Here is a 22815-nt window from a genome sequence, read left to right as displayed (position 1 = left end):
GTGTTGATACGCCAAACCTGTAGGAGCGAGGCTTGCCCGCGAAGGCGATCCCTCAGACGATGAAAAAGCCAGGGTCAGCTATCCGAGCGCTGCCCAACCAGGCTATCTACCGACGGCACCCGCGTATCGCTTTCCATCTGCGTGTCATGCTCGATCTGATGACTGAACCGGTCCAGCGAGCCCTTCGCCGGCTGCGCATCACTGGCAAATACCGGCGGGCTCAGAATGTAGGCGCCGAGCAGACGGCTCAAAGCCGCCAGGCTGTCGATGTGCGTACGCTCGTAACCGTGAGTGGCATCGCAGCCGAAGGCGAGCAGGGCGGTGCGAATGTCGTGCCCGGCGGTGACCGCCGAATGCGCATCGCTGAAGTAATAGCGAAACAGATCGCGGCGCACCGGCAACTCGTTTTCACTGGCCAGTCGCAGCAGATGCCGCGACAGGTGATAGTCGTAAGGCCCGCCGGAATCCTGCATCGCCACGCTCACCGCGTGTTCACTGGAATGCTGGCCGGGCGCAACCGGTGCGATGTCGATACCGACGAATTCGCTGACGTCCCAAGGCAAGGCCGCCGCCGCGCCGCTGCCGGTTTCCTCGGTGATGGTGAACAGCGGATGACAATCGATCATCAACTCTTCACCGCTGTCGACGATCGCTTTCATCGCCGCCAACAGCGCCGCGACGCCGGCCTTGTCGTCGAGGTGACGGGCGCTGATGTGGCCGCTTTCAGTGAACTCCGGCAACGGGTCGAAGGCGACGAAATCGCCCACGCTGATCCCCAGGGAATCGCAGTCGGCGCGGGTGGCGCAGTACGCGTCCAGACGCAATTCGACGTGATCCCAGCTGATCGGCATTTCATCCACGGCAGTGTTGAACGCGTGCCCGGAAGCCATCAGCGGCAACACGCTGCCGCGAATCACACCATTGTCGGTGAACAGGCTGACGCGACTGCCCTCGGCGAAACGGCTGGACCAGCAACCGACCGGGGCCAGGGTCAGCCGTCCGTTGTCTTTCACCGCGCGAACCGCTGCGCCGATGGTGTCGAGGTGAGCGGAGACCGCACGGTCCGGGCTGTTTTTCTTGCCCTTGAGGGTCGCGCGGATCGTGCCGCGCCGTGTCATCTCAAAGGGGATGCCCAGCTCTTCAAGCCGTTCGGCGACGTAACGCACGATGGTGTCGGTAAACCCGGTCGGGCTGGGAATGGCGAGCATTTCCAGCAGGACTTTTTGCAGGTAGTTGAGATCTGGTTCTGGAATTTTGCTGGTCATGGAAACTCCTGATGAGTTGAGCGCATCGATGGTTTCGATGAGGAAGAATTTTTGTTGCCTGTCAGGCCGCCATCGCTAGCAGGCTAGCTCCCACAGTTGGAACGCGGTCAACTGTGGGAGCTAGCCTGCTAGCGATGGCGTCAGCCCAGACACCACATGATTAAGAAATGGCCGGCTGACTGTGCGGAAACAACAAATCCACAAACCGCTCTGCCGTCGGCTGCGGTTCATGGTTGGCCAGCCCGGCGCGTTCATTAGCTTCGATAAACACGTACTCCGGTTGATCGGCGGCAGGCACCATCAGGTCGAGCCCGACCATTGGAATATCCAGCGCCCGCGCTGCCCGTACGGCGGCATCGACCAAGGTCGGATGCAAAATCGCCGTGACATCTTCAAGAACGCCGCCGGTATGAAGATTCGCCGTACGCCGTACGAACAGATGCTCACCGGCCGGCAGAATGCTGTTGTAGTCATAACCCGCCGCGTGCAACGTGCGCTCGGTCTCGTGGTCCAGCGGGATTTTGCTTTCACCGCTGGTGGCTGCCTGCCGACGTCGGCTCTGCGCTTCGATCAAGGCACCGATGGAATGCTGACCATCGCCCACCACCTCGGCGGGCCGTCGAATCGCTGCGGCGACCACTTCGAAACCGATCACCACAATCCGCAGATCGAGACCTTCGTGGAAGCTTTCCAGCAGCACGCGGCTATCGAACTGGCGGGCGGCTTCGATGGCTTGCTGGACCTCTTCGATGGTCCGCAAATCGACCGCGACACCTTGGCCCTGTTCGCCATCCAATGGCTTGACCACCACCCGCTCGTGTTCGTCGAGAAACGCCAGATTGTCATCGGCGTTGCCGGCCAGTTGCTGCGAGGGCAGGTTCAAACCGGCGGCCTTGAGCACTTTGTGCGTCAGGCTTTTGTCCTGGCACAGGCTCATGCTGATGGCGCTGGTCAGGTCGCTCAGGGATTCGCGGCAACGCACCCGGCGCCCACCATGACTGAGGGTGAACATCCCGGCGTCGGCGTCATCGACGTGCACATCAATCCCGCGTCGATGGGCTTCCTCGACAATGATCCGCGCGTACGGGTTGAACTCCGCTTCGGGGCCAGGGCCAAGGAACAGCGGCTGATTAATGCCGTTCTTGCGCTTGATGGCGAAGGTCGACAAATTGCGAAAACCGAGCTTGGCGTAAAGGTTTTTTGCCTGCCGGTTGTCGTGCAAAACCGACAGGTCCAGGTAACTCAGCCCACGGCTCATGAAGTGCTCGATCAAGTGCCGCACCAGCACTTCACCGACGCCTGGTCGCGAACAGTGCGGGTCGACCGCCAGGCACCACAGGCTACTGCCGTTTTCCGGATCATTGAACGCCTTGTGATGATTGAGGCCCATGACGCTGCCGATGATCGCGCCGCTGTCTTCATCTTCGGCCAGCCAATACACCGGGCCGCCTTGATGTCGCGGGGTCAGCAGATTCGCATCGATCGGCAACATGCCGCGCGCCTGGTACAGCTGATTGATCGCCTGCCAGTCAGTCTCGCTTTGGGCCCGGCGAATACGAAAGCCGCGAAACACCCGGGTTGACTGACGGTAATCGCTGAACCACAGACGCAAGGTGTCGGACGGGTCGAGAAACAGCTGCGCCGGCTCCAGTCCCAGCACTTGCTGCGGTGCAGCAACGTACAGGGCGATGTCGCGCTCACCGGTCTGCTCGTTGAGCAGCTCCTGGGCCAGGCTCGCCGGATCGGGAAAGGTATGGCCGATGAGCAATCGGCCCCAGCCGCAATGCACGGCAATCGGCGCCGCGCCCAGTTCACTGCCGTCTTCGGCCAGGCGCGCCTGCAAGCGTTCGTAAGAGGGCGCCTGACCGCGCAACAAGCGTTGGCTATACGCCGTGGCGTGAGGTTTCATCGATCATATTCCTTGTTCACTGAGCCACAGGTTGAGCGCCGCCAATTGCCACAGCTTGGAGCCGCGCAACGGGGTCAACTGGCCTTGCGGATCGGTCAGCAGGCGGTCGAGCATGGCCGGGTTGAACAGGCCGCGATCCTGACTGGGATCAAGCAGCAGTTCGCGCACCCAGTTCAGCGTATCGCCCTGCAAATGCTTGAGGCCAGGGACCGGGAAGTAGCCTTTTTTGCGATCGATCACTTCACTCGGAATGACCAGTCGCGCAGCTTCTTTCAACACTTGTTTGCCGCCATCCGGCAGTTTGAATTTGCCGGGCACCCGGGCTGACAATTCCACCAGGCGATAGTCGAGGAACGGCGTCCGCGCTTCCAGGCCCCAGGCCATGGTCATGTTGTCGACGCGTTTGACCGGGTCGTCCACCAGCATCACCGTGCTGTCCAGACGCAGGGCTTTGTCCACCGCTGCATCGGCGCCGGGCTGTGCGAAATGTTCCTTCACGAAGTCACCGGCGGCGTCATTCGCCGTCAGCCATTTCGGTTGCACGGTGGCGGCGTAATCCTCGTAGCTGCGGTCGAAGAACGCATCGCGGTAGGCCGCATACGGATCGTCCGCGCCATCGACTTGCGGATACCAGTGATAACCGGCGAACAATTCGTCCGCACCTTGGCCGCTCTGCACCACTTTGCAATGCTTGGCCACTTCGCGGGACAGCAGGTAGAAGGCGATGCAGTCATGGCTGACCATCGGCTCGCTCATGGCGCGGAACGCCGCGGGCAGTTGCTCGATGATCTCGCTTTCATTGATGCGAAGTTGGTGGTGCTGGGTGTTGTAGTGCTTGGCGATCAAGTCCGAATACTGGAACTCATCGCCACGCTCGCCACCGGCATCCTGAAACCCGATGGAGAAGGTTGACAGGTTTTCCACGCCGACTTCACGCAGCAGCCCCACCAGCATGCTCGAATCGACACCGCCCGAAAGCAGTACGCCGACGTCCACGGCGGCCCGTTGACGAATCGCTACCGCGTCGCGAGTGCTGTCGAGTACACGGTCGCGCCAGTCTTCGAGTGTCAGATTCATCTCGTCGGCGTGTGGGCCGTAGGGCAGGGTCCACCAGGTTTTCTGCTCGGTGGTGCCGTCCGCTTCGATGCGCATCCACGTTGCGGGCGGCAGTTTTTCGATGCCGGCCAGCAGGGTGCGCGGGGCGGGAACCACCGCGTGGAAATTCAGGTAGTGATTGAGCGCTACCGGGTCGAGGATCGGGTTGATGTCCCCGCCCTTGAGCAACGCCGGCAACGCCGAGGCGAAGCGCAGGCGCTGCCCGGTGCGCGACAGGTACAGCGGCTTCACGCCGAGACGGTCACGGGCGATGAACAGACGCTTGGCATCACGCTCCCAAATGGCGAAGGCAAACATGCCATTGAGTTTCGGCAGCAGCGCTTCACCCCAGGCGTGATAACCCTTGAGCAACACTTCGGTGTCACCACCGGAATAGAAGGCATAACCGAGGCTTTCAAGCTCGGTGCGCAGTTCCGGGAAGTTGTAGATCGCGCCGTTGAAGGCCAGGGACAAGCCCAACTGGTTGTCGACCATCGGCTGCGCCGAGCCGTCCGACAGGTCCATGATTTTCAGGCGACGGTGGCCCAGGGCAATCGGCCCCTGGCTGTGGAAGCCCCACGCATCCGGGCCGCGAGGGGCCAGGTGATGGGTGATTCGTTCAACGGCCGCGAGGTCCGCAGGTTGATGATCAAAGCGTAACTCGCCAGCTAATCCGCACATAAAGTCCTTACCGGTTTTTCCGTTGGGGAGGGTTTATCGATACCCGGCCAAAACGGCGGGTACTCAGAAACTGACCCGGTGGGATCCTGGGAGTTTTAGATCGATAAGTAATAAGAGGGAATGTGCAGGCTTGCGCCTTTAACCTGAAACGTCGGGCCCTGTGCGGTAAATAGTTAGATTATTCATTGAGAATGCTGCTGTTTAAACCGCTGAAAACCTTTGGATTTTGAGTTATTCAGCAAGCAACGAAGGCATTACGTTAGAGGCTCTCTTGTATGCAATAAGGAACGTTGCGTATGCCACTGCAGGCCCCTGATACAGCGGCTATCAAGCCGTTCACCGCCACGGACAAGCTCGCTGCCCTCATGCAGATGACCGGCGATCTGGAAATAGCCGAATCGCTTCACAAGACTCTTCCCGCGTGGCTCACCGATGCAACACCGGAAAAAATCGTGGCATTTGCAGCCGCCATGCGTGAGCTTCAAGCCTGTCAGCTGAAAGTCCAACCGACGCTTGATCGACTGAAGCCGTTGCATGAGTTCTGCCGCGTTGAACTGACAGAGGAGCTGACGCAGAAATACAACGTCGTATTCGATGTTGAACAGGATCGCGTTGAACTACCGGGTTTCGATTGTGGGTGCCCCGGATCAACAGAACCTGACGATGTTGCCAGGCAGAAAGTGATTGCCCGACGCAGCCTGTTGGAGGCTGCCATGCATAACTTCACCGAGGATGAAGCAGAGGATGACGGCCTTCCTGCGGGCGGGGTTGTCCGTGTGACCTCAACGCCAGGTGGCGTGCCCCGTTTGACACCCATGGCGTTTGCCAAGGTTTGCCGCGATCTGGATCTGGGGCGCAGTTACCAGACTCATTTCGAGGCAACCTTCAAACCTGCCGCGCTTGATCTTGATATTCGCCGGCTCAAGGCGAGCGCCCTGAAGGTTGATGCGCACACCGCGTACTTGAAAGGGCACATTGGTGATTCGGCGTTTCAGATGCTTCAAGGGCTGGAGCTCACCAGCGGTGCCGGGACGGCAGCGGGCGTAAAGCCGATCCTTTACGAAACCGCACCGGTTCAGATGCAAGGGTTTGAGCTGTTCGGTGCCTGTCTTTGGGGCGTGGTCATCTTTTCAAAGCGTTCGCTCAAGGACCATCCCGTGGACGCGTGCGTGGTGTACATGCCGAACGACCCCAACCGGCCGATTTTTGAGTACACCACCTTCGCGCTGTTCAAGTGGCACCTGATCCAGCAATTGAAAATCAGCGCTTACGCTGACTTTTTTGCTGGTTACATCGATGAAGGCAACAGGGCCGATTTTTTCAAGTCGCTCGCACAGCAGGAGGACTGGAAGATCGATACGCCAGCCATTCCCACGACGCTGTTCAGCTTCCTTTATCAAAGCCACGTTACGAAGATGAAAAGCGATGCGTTGATATTGGCCGTGCCGACATCGGAGGTGGACGCCGAAGTTCGCCAGAAGCGCCTGCTGGGTTACGAAGAAACAGGCCTGCTGATCGCCAATATTGCCGGGCTGTTTGTACCCGTGCTGGGGCAATTGATGATGGGCGTCGCCGTTGGACAGCTATTGGGTGAGGTTTGCGATGGCATTGAAGACTGGCGCCATGATGACAAGGCCGGCGCGATGGCTCATCTGCTCAATGTGGCAGAAAACATTGCAATGATGGTGGCGTTTGCGGCCGGCACCAAGGCCATCGGTTCACTGGTCAGGCGTACTGTCGCGGCGCATCCGGATTTTTTCAGTCACTTCATCGCCATCAACAATGCGGCGGGTAAACCCAGGCTGTGGAAGTCGGATGTGGAGCCGTACCGACAAACCACGGCTGCGGATGTAACCGCTGATGCCGAGGGAATCTACCGGGTTGGCGCGCAGCGTTTCGCCAGGATCGACGGATTTACTTATGAAATTGCATTTGATTCAGCCATGGGCAAATGGCGCGTCAAGCATCCCGCCCGCAGCGAAGCCTTTTCACCAGTGGTCGAACATAATGGCGAGGGTGGTTGGCGTTTTGCTGATGAGCATCCCCAGGAATGGAGCAGCGGTCTTTATGGATTGAAACGCATTGATCCACGACTCGCCGCACTCGATGAAGGGCAACTGGAACACATCCGCAAAATCTCCGATACCTCGGTCAGTCAGTTGAATCAACTGGGTGAAGAGAACAGGGGGCTGCCCGCCCGGTTGAAGGACTGCATTGAGCGTTTCCGAATTGAGCAGCAACTCAGTGACTTCATTTCGGACATGGAAAACGGCAACTGGAAAAGTGCCGGTCACGTGCCAACGCAATTGCACACATTACCGTCCTTGCCCGGTTGGCCGGCGGACCGCTACATCGAGGTACTCGACGGCGAGCGCACAATCACGGCGATGTACCCTTCATCGACACTGGTGCACGATGAAGAGTTGAGTGTCGAAGTGACTGAAGCGCAACTGAGCAAGGGTGAGCTACTTGAAACGGTAGCGGCGGGCCTCTATCCAGATGAGGTCGATGCGTTACTGGGAAGAAAGGTTGCCAGCGGTACCGAAAGCAAAGAGCTGGCAAAAAAACTCGGGGCGGCGGTCAAGGCCGATCGCAGGTCGGCGTTCAAGCATCTCTATCGGCGCTACGACCAGAGCAGCGTCAGTGATGTGCAAAAAATACGCAGCGTTTTTCCGCAGCTTCCTGTTGGCCTGGCTGAAGAGTTGATTGCGCAGTCCACCAGCGTGGAACGTCTGCATCTGCGCTCCAGTGGCCGTGTCGCCATGGGATTGGCGCAGCGGGTCCGGCAAACGTTGGCCAATCTGCGTCTGGACAGGGCATTGGCGGGCTTGTACTTACCCGAGATCGGTGAGGCCGACACTCAAAAACTGGCCATTAAATTACTGCCCCGGCTGCGCGGCTGGAGTGATGACTTGCGTCTGGAGCTGCGTGAAGGCTCGGTGAGCGGTACGTTATCGGCCAGCACCGGTAAAGAAGATGCGACGCTCAAGCGGATCATCGTCAGCACGACAACCGGCCACGAAGCATTTGGCAGCGACGGTAAATCGCTTGGCGCTGCTGCTTCAGGATCAAACAGTCTCTATCACGCCACGCTGCGTGCACTTCCGCAAAATCAGCGCACCGCCATGGGCATCACCACTCTCGATGAAATCCAAGGCTGGCGCTTGCGTAATGATCTGGTGGGCAAAGGGCTTGAGGATCGAGCCAGCGCCGGGCGGGCGTTGTCTGGCGCGGCGTTCGAAGAACCGGTTTCGACGGCCGACTGTCTACAAGCCGATGACCCCGTGCCTGCCTCGACTCACCCCCGGGCGCTGGTCCGCCAGGTCAAAAAACTTTATCCCCAGTTTTCCGACGCTGAGGTTCGCACGTTCCTTGACGGGGTGGGCAGCGATCATCTCACACGAGCGAAAGAAGTAAGCCAGCGAAAGCAGGCGTTGAAATTGTTGCGAGTGGGGCTCGATGTCTGGAGCAAGGATGACGCTGGCCTGAGCTTGATTTCAGAAAAAGCCGAGCGTCAACATAGCCGCAGGCAGGTGTCTGATCTTATAGAGCAGAGTTGGCGGCGCGGGTCTTTCGTGCGCAATGACAAGGGCATTTTGGTGCCGGGTTTAAAGCTCGACGGAATGCGCTCTGGCAAATTTCCAACACTCCCTGTCGAGCTGAACTTCGATCATGTGCAGTCGTTGTCACTCAAAAACATGGATCTGGACAATGATGTTTCCGACTTCCTCAAGTCATTCAAAAAGCTTGAGTCGTTAGAGATGAACGACAACAAGCTGACCCGGCTGCCTGATGTGCTTTCATCGATGCCCAATCTCAAGCACCTCAGCCTGGCGAGCAATGATCTGCAATTGACCGAGGCGACTCTGAAGCAGTTGTCCGAAATGCGTACGCTTGAAACCTTGAATCTGAACGCCAATCGACGTCTCGGCGCCACGCTGGATGTCGGCAAGCTATTTGATTTGCGTTCCTTGTCGCTGCGAGACACGTGCGCCACTGAGCTACCGAAAAATCTTGCGCGCCTGCCCAATCTCGACTGGGTCGATCTGCGGGAAAACGAAATCAAGGTGTTACCGGAGTGGTTGTTCAGCAGTAACCGGCGATTCAGTGAAACACTTAATCTGCGCAAGAACCCGCTTTCCAGCGCCACTCGCACTCAGCTCAAGGCCTATCGCGACCGGGTCGGGATCGGTATGGGCTTTCTCGAAGATGACATCGAGCGATTGAACGAACAGCGGGCACGGGAGCTGTGGTTGCCGCAGGGGCGGACGTCGCCCGCACGGACCGCTTCCTGGACTGCCATAAAGGATGATCCTGCCTCCGCCGGCTTGCTTCACTTGCTGGCAGAACTGGGTGATACCGCCGATACCGAACATGTGCGCGAGGACATGACCCGGCGAGTCTGGAGCGTGCTGGACGCTGCCCAGGCCGATACCTCGATGCGCGAGCAGCTATTCGGCTTGGCGGCCAATCCCATCAACTGCACGGATTCGGCGGCACTTAACTTCAGCCATATGGAAGTTGCAGTGGAAGTGGGCAAAGTGATTAACCCGGCCAACTCCTCGCGTGCCAGCGCGGCGCAGCTATTGAAACTGGGACGTGGTCTGTTTCGACTCGATCAATTGGAGCAGATTGCCCAGACTCAGATTGCGAAGGAACCCAAAGCAGATCCACTGGAAGTCAGTCTTGCCTTTCGAACCGGGTTGGCAGAAACCTTCCAGTTACCGGGGCAACCCAAGCATATGCGCTATGCATCGTTGAGCGGCGTGACGCAAGCCATGCTCGATACTGCTGAGCAAAAAATTAAAGCCGCCGAACTGACACCGGCACTCATGAGGTTTTTGATTCGTCAGCCGTTCTGGACGGATTACCTGAGCCGCAACTACCCGCGACAATTCGATTCTCTTAACGAAACCTACCCGGCAAAGATGAAAGCAGTGTTCGATAAAGCCGAGAGTCTGGCGACAGGTGACTATCTCAATCAGGTTTCGATGATCAAAGACGAGAAAGAGGCCGCGGAGAACGCCGTTTTCGAGCGCTTGACCCAGGACGCCTTGAAAATTGCGGACCTGGGGATTTGCAGGTTTACGGACAGTTAAGTCTTCATTTACCCCGAATCAGTCGCCGCAAGGCAAAGCGATTCGGATGACATGCCTCGGCCACGGCTCTGGGCAATGGCAGCGGTTCGTTGTCGAGCCAGGCTGCCAGCAACTCGCCTGACAACGGGGCGGTGATCAGTCCTCGCGAACCGTGGCCGCTGTTGACGTACAAGCCGTCCAGCCATGGGCAAGGGATGTCCGGCGTTTGCCGGGCATCTTTGCTCAGGGCGATGTAGGCGTCGGCGAAGGCCTGACGGTCAGCTAAAGGGCCGACAATCGGCAGGTAATCCGGGCTGGTGCAGCGAAACGCCGCGCGACCTTCAAGTGCTTCGGGTTGCAAGGCGTCAGCGCCGAGTCGAGCGACCAGGTCCACCGAGATTTCTTCGAGCATCTGCAGGTTGCCGGCATGCTCGGCGGTGGTGGGCGTCAGGTCGTCGTTGTTGAAATCGAAACTCGCACCCAGGGTGTGTTCACCCAAGCGGGCCGGCGCAACATAACCCTCGGCGCACACCACGGTGCTCAGGCTCTGGCTTGCCGGTGTCTGGGGCAAGCGGGTGATCTGTCCGCGAATACGTTTGAGCGGCAAATCGCTGCTGAAGTCGAAACGCTTGATGTCGGCAGCACCGGCCAGCACCACCACCGGTGCGTTGGCCAGCAACGTGTTGCCATCCCACGCTTGCCATTGCCCCTCGACACGACGCAGTTCCAGTACTTCGTGATGGGTCAGGAGCTGGATATTCGGATGTGCGGCTTGCCATGCGCACAGGGCTGGCGGATGCACCCAACCACCTTCGGGGTAAAACAGGCCTCCGGATTGCAACGCGATACCCGCGCGAATTTCGGCGTGCTCTCGATCGAGTGTGTGCAGCAGATCTTCGGGAAACGCTTGCGCCAATTGCGCCTGACGTTCTCCTTCCTTGGCGTTGAAGGCCAGTTGCAGCACGCCGCAATCGTCCCAGTCGACGCTGCGCTGCAAATGCTCCAGCAGGCGCCGGGTGTGACCGAAACCACTGACAATCAACTGTGACAATGCTGTGCCATGGGCCGACAGCTTGAGGTATAGCACGCCCTGTGGATTGCCCGAAGCTTCCTGCGCCAGCGCATCGTGGCGCTCCAGCAAACTGACGTGCCAACCCCGCGCCGCCAGGCTGGCAGCGGTGGCGCAACCGGCCAGGCCTGCGCCGATCACCAGTGCATGACGTTCGCCGGTTGAAGGTGTCGGGCGCGCAAACCAGGGTTTTGGGGCGGCGGCTGTCGGGGCGTCTTCGGGCCAGCCGAGAAACACGCCGCGCAGGATTTCCCATTTGTGGCCGATGCCGGGCGTGCGCTTCATCTTGAAACCTGCGGCATTCAGCAAACGGCGCACCCAACCGGTGCTGGTGAAGGTGCTGATAGTCGAGCCGGGCGCGGCTAACCTTGCCAGTTCAGCAAACAGTTCGGCGGTCCACATGTCGGGGTTTTTTGCCGGGGCAAAACCGTCGAGAAACCACGCATCAATCTGCGCATCCAGTTGCGGCAATTGCTCCAGCGCATCGCCGATCAGCAGCGTCAGGGTGACGCGACCGTTGTCCAGAACCAGTCGCTGGAAGCCTTGATGAATCGCCACGTATTGCGCCAACAATTGATCGGCGAACGGCTTGAGTTCCGGCCACAAGGCCAGGGCTCGTTGCAAGTCTGGCCGGCTCAGCGGGTACTTTTCGACGCTGACGAAATGCAGTCGAGCACCGGCCATCGCGTGCTGCTCGAACAACTGCCAGGCGCAGAGGAAGTTAAGCCCGGTGCCGAAGCCGGTTTCGCCGATGACCAATCGACCGCCGTCCGGCAACGCGGCGAAGCGTTCACACAAACCGTTCTGTTCGAGGAATACGTAGCGGGTTTCTTCAAGGCCTGACTTGTCCGAAAAATAGACGTCGTCGAACACCCGCGAACGCGGGAGTCCCTGGTCGTCCCAGTCGAGTTGGGCGTGAGGCAATACAGGTTTCATGGCAGGCTCGGCAACGGCAAGGCGGCCATTCTAGCTGATCGACGTGGCGGTGCCTGTACGACCGCCGACTCGCAGAAAATCCTGTAGCAGCTGCCGAGGCACGAGGCTGCGTTGCGTGTCCGCAGGACCGCCCTAAAGGGCCGCTGCGCAGCCCAACGCAGCCTCGTGCCTCGGCAGCTGCTACAGGTAACTGTGGTTGCGGTGAAGTAATGGATTTCTCCAACGCAAAACAACTCAATCCGCTAGTCTTGCTCAATCCGGAAAGGGAGCCATCCATGTTCGAATCTGCTGAAATCGGTCACGCCATCGACAAAGAAACCTACGAAGCTGAAGTACCGGCGCTGCGTGAAGCGTTGCTCGAAGCGCAGTTCGAACTTCAGCAGCAAAAGCGCTTTCCGGTGATCATCTTGATCAACGGCATCGAAGGCGCCGGCAAGGGTGAGACGGTCAAGTTGCTCAACGAATGGATGGACCCGCGCCTGATCGAAGTCCGCACCTTCGATCAGCAGACCGATGAAGAGCTGGCGCGACCACCGGCCTGGCGCTATTGGCGGATGCTTCCGGCCAAGGGGCGCATGGGGATTTTCTTCGGCAACTGGTACAGCCAGATGCTGCAGGGCCGGGTCCATGGGTTGTTCAAGGACGCGGTGCTGGATCAGTCGATCAACCAGTCCGAGCGTTTTGAAAAAATGCTCTGCGACGAAGGCGCGCTGATTTTCAAATTCTGGTTTCACCTCTCCAAGAAGCAAATGAAGGCACGCCTGAAGGCGCTCGCCGACGATCCCTTGCACAGCTGGCGCATCAGTCCGCTGGACTGGCAACAATCGCGCACCTACGACAAATTCGTGAAGTACGGCGAGCGCGTGTTGCGCCGCACCAGCCGCGCCTACGCGCCCTGGCATGTGATTGAAGGGGTGGATGCGCATTACCGCAGTCTGGCGGTGGGCAAAATCCTGCTCGAAGGTCTGCAAAATGCCTTGAAGCGGTCGAAGATCCATCCCGTCAAGGTCAGTGCTGCGCCGCTGCCGATCCATGTCGATCAGTTGAGCGTGCTCGACAGTCTGGACTTGAGCCTGCGCCTGGATAAGGACGATTACGAAGAACAACTGATTACCGAACAGGCGCGCTTCTCGGGCCTGATGCGCGACAAGCGCATGCGTCAACACGCGTTGGTCGCGGTGTTCGAAGGCAATGATGCGGCCGGCAAGGGCGGGGCGATTCGTCGCGTCGCAGCGGCGCTCGATCCACGCCAGTACAACATCGTGCCGATTGCCGCGCCGACCGAGGAGGAACGGGCGCAACCGTATTTGTGGCGGTTCTGGCGGTACATTCCGGCCAAGGGCAAGTTCACGGTGTTCGATCGCTCGTGGTATGGCCGAGTGTTGGTCGAGCGCATTGAAGGCTTCTGTCCGCCCGCGGACTGGCTGCGGGCTTACAGTGAGATCAATGATTTCGAAGAGCAGATCTCCGAGTCGGGCCTCATCGTGGTCAAGTTCTGGCTGGCCATCGACAAGGAGACGCAACTGGAGCGTTTCGAGGCGCGGGCAGAAATCCCCTTCAAACGTTTCAAGATCACTGAAGACGACTGGCGCAACCGCGACAAATGGGATGCCTACCGCGCGGCTGTCGGCGACATGGTTGACCGCACCAGCACCGAAATCTCGCCATGGACCCTGGTAGAGGCCAATGACAAGCGCTGGGCCCGGGTCAAGGTGCTGCGCACGATCAACCAGGCACTGGAAGAAGCGTTCGAGAAATCAGACAAGCACGACAAGAAGGTCAAAAAACACAGGTCGTGAGCCGATGGTTACGCATACGCGGGGTGAATGATTGTCGCGGTCGGTTATGGGGTGGACTTATGCTCGGTCCACTCTCAACCGACAACAACAATGAGGTATGCCATGCGTGAAGTGGTGATCGTCGACAGCGTGCGGACCGGCCTAGCCAAATCCTTTCGCGGCAAGTTCAACCAGACCCGTCCGGATGACATGGCGGCGCATTGCGTCGATGCCTTGTTGGCGCGCACCGGCATCGACCCGGCCAGCGTTGAGGATTGCATCGTCGGTGCGGGCTCCAACGAAGGCGCCCAGGGTTACAACATTGGTCGCAACGTCGCGGTGTTGTCGCGATTGGGCATCGGCACCGCGGGCATGACCCTCAACCGTTTCTGCTCGTCGGGTTTGCAGGCCATCGCCATCGCCGCCAACCAGATCGCGTCGGGTTGCAGCGACATCATCGTCGCCGGTGGCGTCGAATCCATCAGCCTGACCATGAAAAGCGTCAACACCGACAACCTGATCAACCCGCTCCTGAAAGAGCAGGTGCCAGGGATCTACTTTCCGATGGGCCAGACCGCCGAAATCGTCGCGCGCCGTTACGACGTCAGTCGCCAGGAGCAGGATCTGTACGCCCTGCAAAGTCAGCAACGTACGGCCCAGGCTCAAGCCGCTGGATTGTTCGATGATGAAATCGTGCCGATGGCGGTGAAATACCGGGTTGAAGACAAGGTCACCGGTCAGATCCAGATCCTCGACGGGATTGTCGATCGCGATGACTGCAACCGCCCGGACACCACCCTGGAAAGCCTGGCCGGGTTGAAGCCGGTGTTCGCCGAGGACGGTTCGGTGACGGCGGGTAACTCCTCGCAACTGTCCGATGGCGCGTCGATGACGCTGGTCATGAGCCTGGAAAAAGCCTTGGCTCTGGGACTCAAGCCAAAGGCGTTCTTCCGGGGTTTCGCGGTGGCCGGGAGCGCGCCGGACGAGATGGGCATAGGTCCGGTGTTCTCGGTGCCGAAATTGCTTAAGGCCAAGGGCTTGCAGGTGGCCGACATTGATCTGTGGGAACTCAACGAAGCGTTTGCTTCGCAGTGCCTGTACAGCCGCAACCGCCTGGAGATCGATAACGAAAAGTACAACGTCAGTGGCGGCTCGATTTCCATCGGCCATCCGTTCGGTATGACTGGCTCGCGTCAGGTCGGGCACCTTGTGCGTGAGTTGCAGCGGCGTAATTTGCGTTACGGCGTCGTCACCATGTGCGTGGGTGGGGGGATGGGGGCAACCGGGTTGTTTGAAGCGGTGCGTTAAAAACTTCAGAATTTGTAGCGACTGTGAAATAGCCATCGCGGGCAAGCCCGCTCCCACAGGTTTTGTGCGAACGCGATATTTGTGATCGCCGCCATCACTGTGGGAGCGGGCTTGCCCGCGATGCAGGCGCCTCGGTCTAACGATGGGCACCCAAAACCTGCATACGCGCGATATAAGCCTGAATCTCCCGCTCTGCCGCTTGCGGGTTCTCAAATGGCCCCTCCAGCGTGTTTTCCCGGGTGCTGAAATACAATTCCCCGTTCACACGACTCACCCGGTCGCAACGAAAGTGCGTGGCGGGGGCGTTGTCCTGGGCGCGCATGCCGTACATGGCCGTCTCCTGAAGGATGTTCCTGTGGGTGAATCCAAGGAGCTTATGCATGAACCACTTGCGGCGCCTGACCAACTGATCGACGGCACATCGCCAAATTAATGGTGCGACCTGCACAGTTTCATTCGCGGCCAGTCGCCAACTGTCCCTGTGTCGCGCCGGGGTCTGCGCCTAGAATGGGGTTTCTTGCCATCTGGCTTTGGGGTTCGCATGCACATTTCATCCGGTCGCTGGGTTTACGGTCTGTTCCTGGCCTTGCTGACCGCGCTTTTGTGGGGAATCCTGCCGATCAAGCTCAAACAAGTCTTGCTGGTGATGGACCCGGTGACGGTGACCTGGTTTCGGCTGACGGTGTCCGGTGGGTGCCTGTTCATTTATCTGGCGGCGACCAAACGCCTGCCGAGCCGCAAAGTCCTTGGCCCACGCGGTGGCTGGCTTGTGTTGATGGCGGTGCTCGGCCTGGTTGGCAACTACGTGCTGTACCTGATGGGCTTGAACCTGCTGAGCCCCGGCACCGCGCAACTGGTGGTGCAGATGGGCCCGATCATGTTGTTGATCGCCAGTCTGTTTGTGTTCAAGGAACGGTTCAGTGTGGGGCAGGGGGTTGGTCTGCTGGTGCTGTTGATTGGCTTCGCACTCTTCTTTAATCAACGCCTGGCCGAGTTGTTGACCTCGTTGACCGATTACACCGCGGGCGTGTTGCTGGTGCTGCTGGCGTCGACGGTCTGGACGTTTTACGCGCTGGGGCAGAAGCAATTGCTGACGGTGTGGAATTCGCTGCAGGTGATGATGGTGATCTACCTGTTCTGCGCGCTGTTGCTGACGCCGTGGGTGCATCCGCTGGAAGCACTGCAATTGAGCCCGCTGCAAGGCTGGTTGCTGCTGGCGTGCTGCATGAACACCTTGATCGCCTATGGCGCATTCGCCGAAGCGCTGGCCCATTGGGAAGCTTCGCGAGTCAGTGCGACGTTGGCAATTACGCCGTTAGTGACGTTTGGCGCGGTGGCCGTGGCGGCGTGGGCGTGGCCGGAGTACGTGCATGCCGAGACGATTAATGGTCTGGGGTATGGCGGGGCGGTGTTGGTGGTGGTGGGTTCGGCGTTGGTGGCGTTGGGGCCATCGTTGATTGCCGGGCTCAGGGCGCGGCGGATGAAGATGGCTGCCAGTTAAACCGTGTCATCGTTTATCGCAGGCAAGCCAGCTCCCACAGGTCTTGCGCCGGTCACAATTTCCGTGAACGACACAAAACCTGTGGGAGCTGGCTTGCCTGCGATGGCGGACTAACAGTCACTACTGATTCAGCCCTTGGCGCCCGCTTCCAACATATTCTCCGGCCTTACCCACGCATCAAACTGTTCATCCGTCAGATACCCCAACTGCAACGCCGCCTCACGCAACGTCAGTCCCTCGCTGTAGGCCTTCTTGGCAATCTCCGCCGATTTGTCGTAGCCGATATGCGGGTTCAGCGCCGTCACCAGCATTAACCCTCGCTCCAGGTGTTCAGCCATTTTCGCCGCATCCGGCTCAAGCCCGGCGATGCAATGCTGCTGGAAGTTGCTGCAGCCATCGCCCAGCAGGCGGATCGATTGCAGCAGGTTGTGGATGATCACCGGTTTGAACACGTTCAGCTGTAAATGCCCCTGACTCGCCGCAAAACCAATGGCGACGTCGTTGCCCAAGACCTGACACGCCAGCATCGACAGCGCTTCGCACTGGGTCGGATTGACCTTGCCCGGCATGATTGAGCTGCCCGGTTCGTTGGCGGGCAGTTTCACTTCGGCAAAACCTGCGCGCGGCCCGGAACCCAGCAGACGCAGGTCGTTGGCGATTTTCATCAGGGTCACGGCGAGGGTTTTCAGCGCGCCCGACAGGGTGGTCAGCGGCTCATGGCCGGCCAGCGCGGCGAACTTGTTCGGCGCGGTGACAAACGGCAGGCCGGAGAGGGCGGCTAATTCCGCAGCGATCGCCTCACCAAAACCATGGGGTGAGTTCAGCCCTGTGCCGACCGCGGTGCCGCCCTGGGCCAGTTCACAGACCGCCGGCAGCGCGCTGCGGATCGCCCGTTCGGCGTAATCCAGTTGCGCGATGAAGGCCGAGAGCTCCTGGCCGAAGGTGATCGGCGTGGCGTCCATCATGTGGGTACGGCCGGTCTTGACCAGTTTCATGTGTCGCGCCGACAACTCGGCCAAGCCGCCAGAGAGTTCACTGATCGCTGGCAACAGATGCTGCTGCACCGCCTGAACGGTGGCAATGTGCATGGCGGTCGGGAAGCAGTCGTTGGAGCTTTGGGAGCGGTTGACGTGATCGTTGGGGTGAACCGGGGTTTTGCCGCCACGGGGATTGCCGGCCAGTTCGTTGGCGCGACCGGCGATCACTTCGTTGACGTTCATGTTGCTCTGGGTGCCGCTGCCGGTCTGCCAGACCACCAACGGGAACTGGTCGTCGTGGCTGCCGTCGAGCACTTCGTCGGCGGCCTGTTCGATCAGGCGGGCGATGTCGGCGGGCAGGTCGCCGTTGCGGTCATTGACCCGCGCCGCGGCTTTCTTGATCAGGGCCAGTGCGTGCAGCACGGCCAGCGGCATGCGTTCGTTGCCAATGGCGAAATTGATCAGCGAGCGTTGCGTCTGAGCACCCCAGTAGGCCTCATCCGGGACTTCCACCTGGCCTAGGCTGTCGGTTTCGATACGGCTCATCTTGCACACTCCTGTAGGTCGATAGCGCAGTTTAGGCCGTGATCGCCGGCCGTGGTTCCATCAGTCTGGATTTTGACCGTTCAACCCCTCTAATTCAGGCCCGACAAGGCTTGGGGTTGAGTGACACACTTTTTTAGGCGCAGAATGGACGCCCTTGGGGTTTTACCTCGCCTGCTAGAAAAGGAAACTCGATGACTCGTCTTCGTGCCATCTGTACCGCGGTTGCACTGGTTTGCGCCAGCGGCCCTGTTTTTGCCGATACCGCCAGCCACAACGCCAGTGCCGAAGCTTTCCTGACCCTGGCGCACGCTGACAAATTGGGCACTCCGGTGTACATGCAAGTGCAGCAAATGTTCGCTCAGCGCTTTCAACAGACCAAAGCCCCTGAGTCGAAAAAAGCCTTGCTCGAAACCTACCAGGCCAAAGCCAATGCCGCGCTGGACCAAGCCATTGGCTGGAACAAGCTGAAGCCGGACATGGTCAAGCTCTACACCACCAACTTCAGCGAATCGGAGCTCAAAGACCTGGTCGCGTTCTACCAGTCGCCACTGGGCAAGAAAGTCCTGGAAAAAATGCCGCAGCTGACTCAGCAATCGGCCCAGATGACTCAAGCCAAGCTGGAAAGCGCGGTGCCTGTGGTCAACAAACTGCTGGCTGACATGACTGCCGAGCTGGAGCCTAAAGGCGCCGCCGCTCCAGCCAAGAAAAAGCCTTAAGCGGAGCCCGGTATGACCATGCAACAACGCATCGAATCGACGCTGGGCCTGTTACAGCCCGAGCACCTGCAAGTGCTGGATGAAAGCCATATGCACAGTCGTGGGTTGCAAACCCATTACAAGGCGGTGGTGGTCAGCCAGCAGTTTGAAGGGCTCAACCGCGTCAAGCGTCACCAGAAAGTCTACGGCACGCTCGGCGAGCTGATGGGCGAGTTCCATGCGTTGGCGCTGCATACCTACACGCCGGAGGAATGGGCACAGATCGACGCGGCTCCGGCCTCGCCGACCTGTGCGGGCGGAGAGAAGCAGTAAAATTGGCTACAAGCTGCAAGCTGCAAGCTAAAGACATCGCGCTTCTGGCTTGCCGCTTGAAGCTTGCCGCTAACCGCTGCTCCTTTGCTACAATCCGCAACGCGCCGCTCACCCGGCGCGTTTTTTTTTGAATCCGGTTCACCCTTTACGAGGGTAGCCACCTGGAGAATCACCCATGACACAACAGATTGTCGTGGCGGCACTGTATAAGTTCGTCACTCTGGAAGATTACGTCGCCCTGCGCGAGCCACTGCTGCAAGCGATGGTCGACAACGGCATCAAAGGCACGCTGCTGATCGCCGAAGAAGGCATCAACGGCACCGTGTCCGGCAGCCGCGAAGGCATTGACGGGCTGATGGCCTGGCTCAAGAACGACCCGCGCATGGACGACATCGACCACAAAGAGTCGTACTGCGACGACCAGCCGTTCTACCGCACCAAGGTCAAACTCAAGAAAGAAATCGTCACCCTCGGCGTCGAAGGCGTGGACCCGAACAAAAAGGTCGGCACCTACGTCGATCCACAGAACTGGAATGCGCTGATCAGCGATCCTGAAGTGCTGTTGATCGACACCCGCAACGATTACGAGGTCTCGATCGGCACCTTCGAAGGCGCCATCGACCCGAAAACCACCAGTTTTCGCGAGTTCCCCGACTACATCAAAGCCCATTTCGACCCGGCCGTGCACAAGAAAGTCGCGATGTTCTGCACCGGTGGCATTCGTTGCGAGAAGGCGTCGAGCTACATGCTCAGCCAAGGGTTCGACGAGGTCTATCACCTCAAGGGCGGCATCCTGAAGTACCTCGAGGAGGTACCGCAGGAAGAAACCAAATGGCAGGGCGACTGCTTCGTGTTCGACAACCGCGTGACCGTGCGCCATGACCTCAGCGAAGGCGACTACGATCAATGTCATGCCTGTCGTACGCCGATCAGTGTCGAAGACCGCGCGTCCGAGCACTATGTAGCCGGCATCAGTTGCCCGCATTGCTGGGATACGCTGAGCGAGAAAACCCGTCGCAGCGCCATTGATCGGCAGAAGCAGATCGAACTGGCCAAGGCGCGCAACCTGCCTCACCCGATTGGCTACAACTACAAGCAAACTCCTTCAGAGGCTTGAACCATGTCTGCCCAACGCCTGCTCTACGTGATGGACCCGATGTGTTCCTGGTGCTGGGGCTTTGCGCCAGTCGCCAATGCGCTGGTCGAGCAGGCGCAAGCGGCAGGGGTGGAGTTGCATCTGGTGGTGGGCGGTTTGCGCACCGGCAGCGGCGCGGCGCTGGAGCCGACCACCCGGCGCTATATCCTTGAGCATTGGCAAGCCGTCACCAAGGCCACCGGCCAACCGTTCAAAACCGAAGGCGCGTTGCCTGACGGGTTTGTCTACGACACCGAGCCTGCGTGCCGGGCGTTGGTGACGGCGCGCAACCTGGCGCCGGATTGCGCGTGGAAACTGCTCGGGCTGATTCAACACGCGTTTTACGCCGAGGGCCGGGACGTCACCCACGCCAGTGTTCTGGTCGAGTTGGCCGAGCAGGCCGGCCTGCCGCGCATCGAGTTTGCTGCCGCGTTCGACCGTGCCGATCAGCACGCTGCGACCGCTGCCGATTTCACCTGGGTCCAGGACCTCGGCATCGCCGGCTTTCCTACGCTGTTGGCCGAACGTAATGGGCAGCTGGCGCTGTTGACCAATGGCTATCAACCCTTGAGTGAATTGTCGCCATTGCTCGGCCGTTGGCTGGAGCGCGCGGCCTGTGCATGACGTGCCCGATGACACGCCAGCTCCCAAGCGTGTCGATCGGCTGAGTTGGGCTGAAATCCGTCGCCTGGCCCTTCACCATAAAAAATCCCTGTGGATCGCCAATGGCGTGGCGGTATTGGCCACCCTGTGCAGCGTGCCGATTCCTTTGCTGCTGCCATTGCTGGTAGACGAAGTGCTGCTGGGTCACGGCGATTCCGCGCTGAAAATCATGAACCACGCGTTGCCTGAAGGCTGGCAGAACGCGGCGGGCTACATCGGCCTGATGCTGCTGGTGACCTTGTTGCTGCGTTGTGGCGCCTTGCTGTTCAACGTGGTGCAGGCGAAATTGTTCGCGGCGCTGGCCAAAGACATCGTGTATCGCATCCGCATACGGCTGATCGAACGGCTCAAGCGCATTTCCCTGGGCGAGTACGAAAGCCTGGGCAGCGGCACGGTCACTACGCACCTGGTCACGGACCTGGACACGCTGGACAAATTTGTCGGCGAGACACTCAGTCGATTCCTCGTGGCGATGCTGACCCTGGTCGGCACCGCGAGCATTCTGATCTGGATGCACTGGAAGCTGGCGCTGTTGATCATGCTGTTCAATCCGCTGGTGATCTACGCCACGGTGCAACTGGGCAAGCGGGTCAAGCACCTGAAGAAACTCGAGAACGACAGCACCTCGCGTTTCACCCAGGCCCTGACCGAAACCCTCGACTCGATTCAGGAAGTACGCGCCGGCAACCGTCAGGGGTTTTTCCTCGGGCGTCTGGGGCAGCGGGCCCGGGAAGTACGCGACTACGCGGTGAACTCACAGTGGAAGACCGATGCGTCGAACCGCGCCAGTGGCTTGCTGTTCCAGTTCGGCATCGATATTTTCCGCGCTGCGGCGATGCTCACCGTGCTGTTCTCCGACTTGTCCATCGGCCAGATGCTGGCGGTGTTCAGCTACCTGTGGTTCATGATCGGTCCAGTGGAGCAGCTGCTCAATTTGCAATACGCCTATTACGCCGCTGGCGGTGCGCTGTCACGGATCAACGAACTGCTGGCCCGCGCGGATGAGCCGCAATACCCCGGCGGTGTCGATCCGTTCCAGGGGCGGGACACCGTGGGCATCGAAGTCCAGGGCTTGAGTTTCGGGTACGGCGACGAGTTGGTGTTGAACCAGATGGACCTGTCCATCGCCCCCGGTGAAAAAGTGGCAATCGTCGGCGCCAGCGGCGGCGGCAAGAGCACGCTGGTGCAGTTGCTGTTGGGGTTGTACACGCCCCTTGCCGGGACCATCCGCTTCGGTGGCTCGACCCAGCAAGAGATCGGCCTGGAAACCGTGCGCGAAAACGTCGCCGTGGTCCTGCAACATCCCGCGCTGTTCAACGACACCGTGCGCGCCAACCTGACGATGGGTCGTGTACGCAGCGACGAGGCCTGCTGGCAAGCGCTGGAAATAGCCCAGCTGAACCAAACTGTCCGAGAGTTGCCTGATGGTTTGGACAGCATCGTCGGACGTTCAGGTGTGCGTTTGTCCGGTGGCCAGCGGCAACGGCTGGCGATTGCGCGGATGGTGCTGGCCGAACCCAAGGTGGTGATTCTCGACGAGGCCACCTCGGCGCTGGACGCTGCCACCGAATACAACCTGCACCAAGCGCTGGCGCGGTTCCTGAGCAACCGCACCACGCTGATCATTGCGCACCGGTTGTCAGCGGTGAAGCAGGCCGATCGGGTACTGGTGTTCGACGGCGGGCAAATTGCCGAGGATGGCGACCATCAGCAACTGATTGCCGAAGGTGGTTTATACGCCAAACTTTATGGGCATTTGCAGCAGCATTAATGACAGTTCGCGCGAAGTTGACGCCAGATTGCGCACAAATATGGCCGCTGGCTTGCCGGGATCGAATACGCACCC

General features: G+C 59.6%; 15 protein-coding genes. 9 read left to right on the top strand and 6 right to left on the bottom strand.

The genetic code is table 11. The features are described from left to right. Positions 1-74 precede the first annotated feature (74 nt). From ACYZT6_RS18770 to ACYZT6_RS18760, 3 genes are all read right to left on the bottom strand, one after another. Positions 75-1265, bottom strand: a complete 1191-nt coding sequence (locus tag ACYZT6_RS18770; protein ID WP_462028167.1) for an osmoprotectant NAGGN system M42 family peptidase — start codon at positions 1263-1265, stop codon at positions 75-77. Between the two features lie 160 nt (positions 1266-1425). Beyond that, positions 1426-3174, bottom strand: a complete 1749-nt coding sequence (ngg, locus tag ACYZT6_RS18765; protein ID WP_462028166.1) for an N-acetylglutaminylglutamine synthetase — start codon at positions 3172-3174, stop codon at positions 1426-1428. Between the two features lie 3 nt (positions 3175-3177). Continuing rightward, a complete protein-coding gene (locus ACYZT6_RS18760) occupies positions 3178-4950 on the bottom strand; it encodes an N-acetylglutaminylglutamine amidotransferase (RefSeq protein WP_462028165.1) in 1773 nt (590 codons plus the stop codon). 365 nt (positions 4951-5315) lie between these two features. On the opposite strand from ACYZT6_RS18760, the gene ACYZT6_RS18755 reads away from it, so the two are divergent. Then, positions 5316-10049 carry an NEL-type E3 ubiquitin ligase domain-containing protein gene (locus ACYZT6_RS18755; RefSeq protein ID WP_462028164.1) on the top strand — a complete coding sequence of 1578 codons (4734 nt, stop codon included), beginning with the start codon at positions 5316-5318 and terminating at the stop codon, positions 10047-10049. Positions 10050-10053: 4 nt separating this feature from the next. Here the strand turns inward: ACYZT6_RS18755 and mnmC are convergent, their stop codons facing one another. After that, positions 10054-12033 (bottom strand): bifunctional tRNA (5-methylaminomethyl-2-thiouridine)(34)-methyltransferase MnmC2/FAD-dependent 5-carboxymethylaminomethyl-2-thiouridine(34) oxidoreductase MnmC1, encoded by a 1980-nt coding sequence (gene mnmC, locus ACYZT6_RS18750; RefSeq protein WP_462028163.1) that lies wholly within the window; start codon positions 12031-12033, stop codon positions 10054-10056. A 275-nt stretch (positions 12034-12308) separates the two neighbouring features. On the opposite strand from mnmC, the gene pap reads away from it, so the two are divergent. Continuing rightward, positions 12309-13832, top strand: coding sequence for a polyphosphate:AMP phosphotransferase (gene pap / locus ACYZT6_RS18745; protein ID WP_462028162.1), 1524 nt, complete (start codon positions 12309-12311; stop codon positions 13830-13832). Between the two features lie 102 nt (positions 13833-13934). Then, positions 13935-15119: a thiolase family protein gene (locus ACYZT6_RS18740; protein WP_462028161.1), complete on the top strand. Its 1185-nt coding sequence runs from the start codon at positions 13935-13937 to the stop codon at positions 15117-15119. A 136-nt stretch (positions 15120-15255) separates the two neighbouring features. Here ACYZT6_RS18740 and ACYZT6_RS18735 read toward each other — a convergent pair whose 3' ends face one another. Continuing rightward, a complete protein-coding gene (locus ACYZT6_RS18735; RefSeq protein ID WP_462028160.1) occupies positions 15256-15450 on the bottom strand; it encodes a DUF6316 family protein in 195 nt (64 codons plus the stop codon). A 210-nt stretch (positions 15451-15660) separates the two neighbouring features. Between ACYZT6_RS18735 and ACYZT6_RS18730 the strand changes: the two genes are divergently transcribed. Further along, entirely contained in the window at positions 15661-16620 is a 960-nt protein-coding gene (locus ACYZT6_RS18730) for a DMT family transporter (RefSeq protein WP_462028159.1), read from the top strand. Between the two features lie 128 nt (positions 16621-16748). Here ACYZT6_RS18730 and ACYZT6_RS18725 read toward each other — a convergent pair whose 3' ends face one another. Next, the gene (locus ACYZT6_RS18725; protein ID WP_462028158.1) at positions 16749-18143 is read right to left on the bottom strand and encodes a class II fumarate hydratase; all 1395 of its coding nucleotides are present in this window, start codon (positions 18141-18143) and stop codon (positions 16749-16751) included. A gap of 191 nt (positions 18144-18334) precedes the next feature. Here ACYZT6_RS18725 and ACYZT6_RS18720 point away from each other — a divergent pair, with 191 nt between their 5' ends. From ACYZT6_RS18720 to ACYZT6_RS18700, 5 genes are all read left to right on the top strand, one after another. Then, positions 18335-18859: a DUF2059 domain-containing protein gene (locus ACYZT6_RS18720; protein ID WP_461975596.1), complete on the top strand. Its 525-nt coding sequence runs from the start codon at positions 18335-18337 to the stop codon at positions 18857-18859. 12 nt (positions 18860-18871) lie between these two features. Continuing rightward, positions 18872-19171, top strand: a complete 300-nt coding sequence (locus ACYZT6_RS18715) for a BolA family protein (RefSeq protein ID WP_462028157.1) — start codon at positions 18872-18874, stop codon at positions 19169-19171. Between the two features lie 175 nt (positions 19172-19346). Next, a complete protein-coding gene (gene trhO, locus ACYZT6_RS18710) occupies positions 19347-20288 on the top strand; it encodes an oxygen-dependent tRNA uridine(34) hydroxylase TrhO (protein WP_462028156.1) in 942 nt (313 codons plus the stop codon). A 39-nt stretch (positions 20289-20327) separates the two neighbouring features. Then, on the top strand, positions 20328-20930 hold the full coding sequence (locus tag ACYZT6_RS18705; RefSeq protein WP_462029981.1) for a DsbA family protein: 603 nt from the start codon (positions 20328-20330) through the stop codon (positions 20928-20930). Further along, the gene (locus tag ACYZT6_RS18700; RefSeq protein ID WP_462028155.1) at positions 20923-22740 is read left to right on the top strand and encodes an ABC transporter ATP-binding protein; all 1818 of its coding nucleotides are present in this window, start codon (positions 20923-20925) and stop codon (positions 22738-22740) included. Before ACYZT6_RS18705 ends, ACYZT6_RS18700 begins: the two co-directional genes overlap by 8 nt. Positions 22741-22815 lie beyond the last annotated feature (75 nt).

The organism is Pseudomonas sp. RT6P73 (assembly GCF_054897715.1).
Note: the sequence above shows the minus strand (reverse complement) of the source record. Positions and strands in the feature narration are given on the sequence as shown.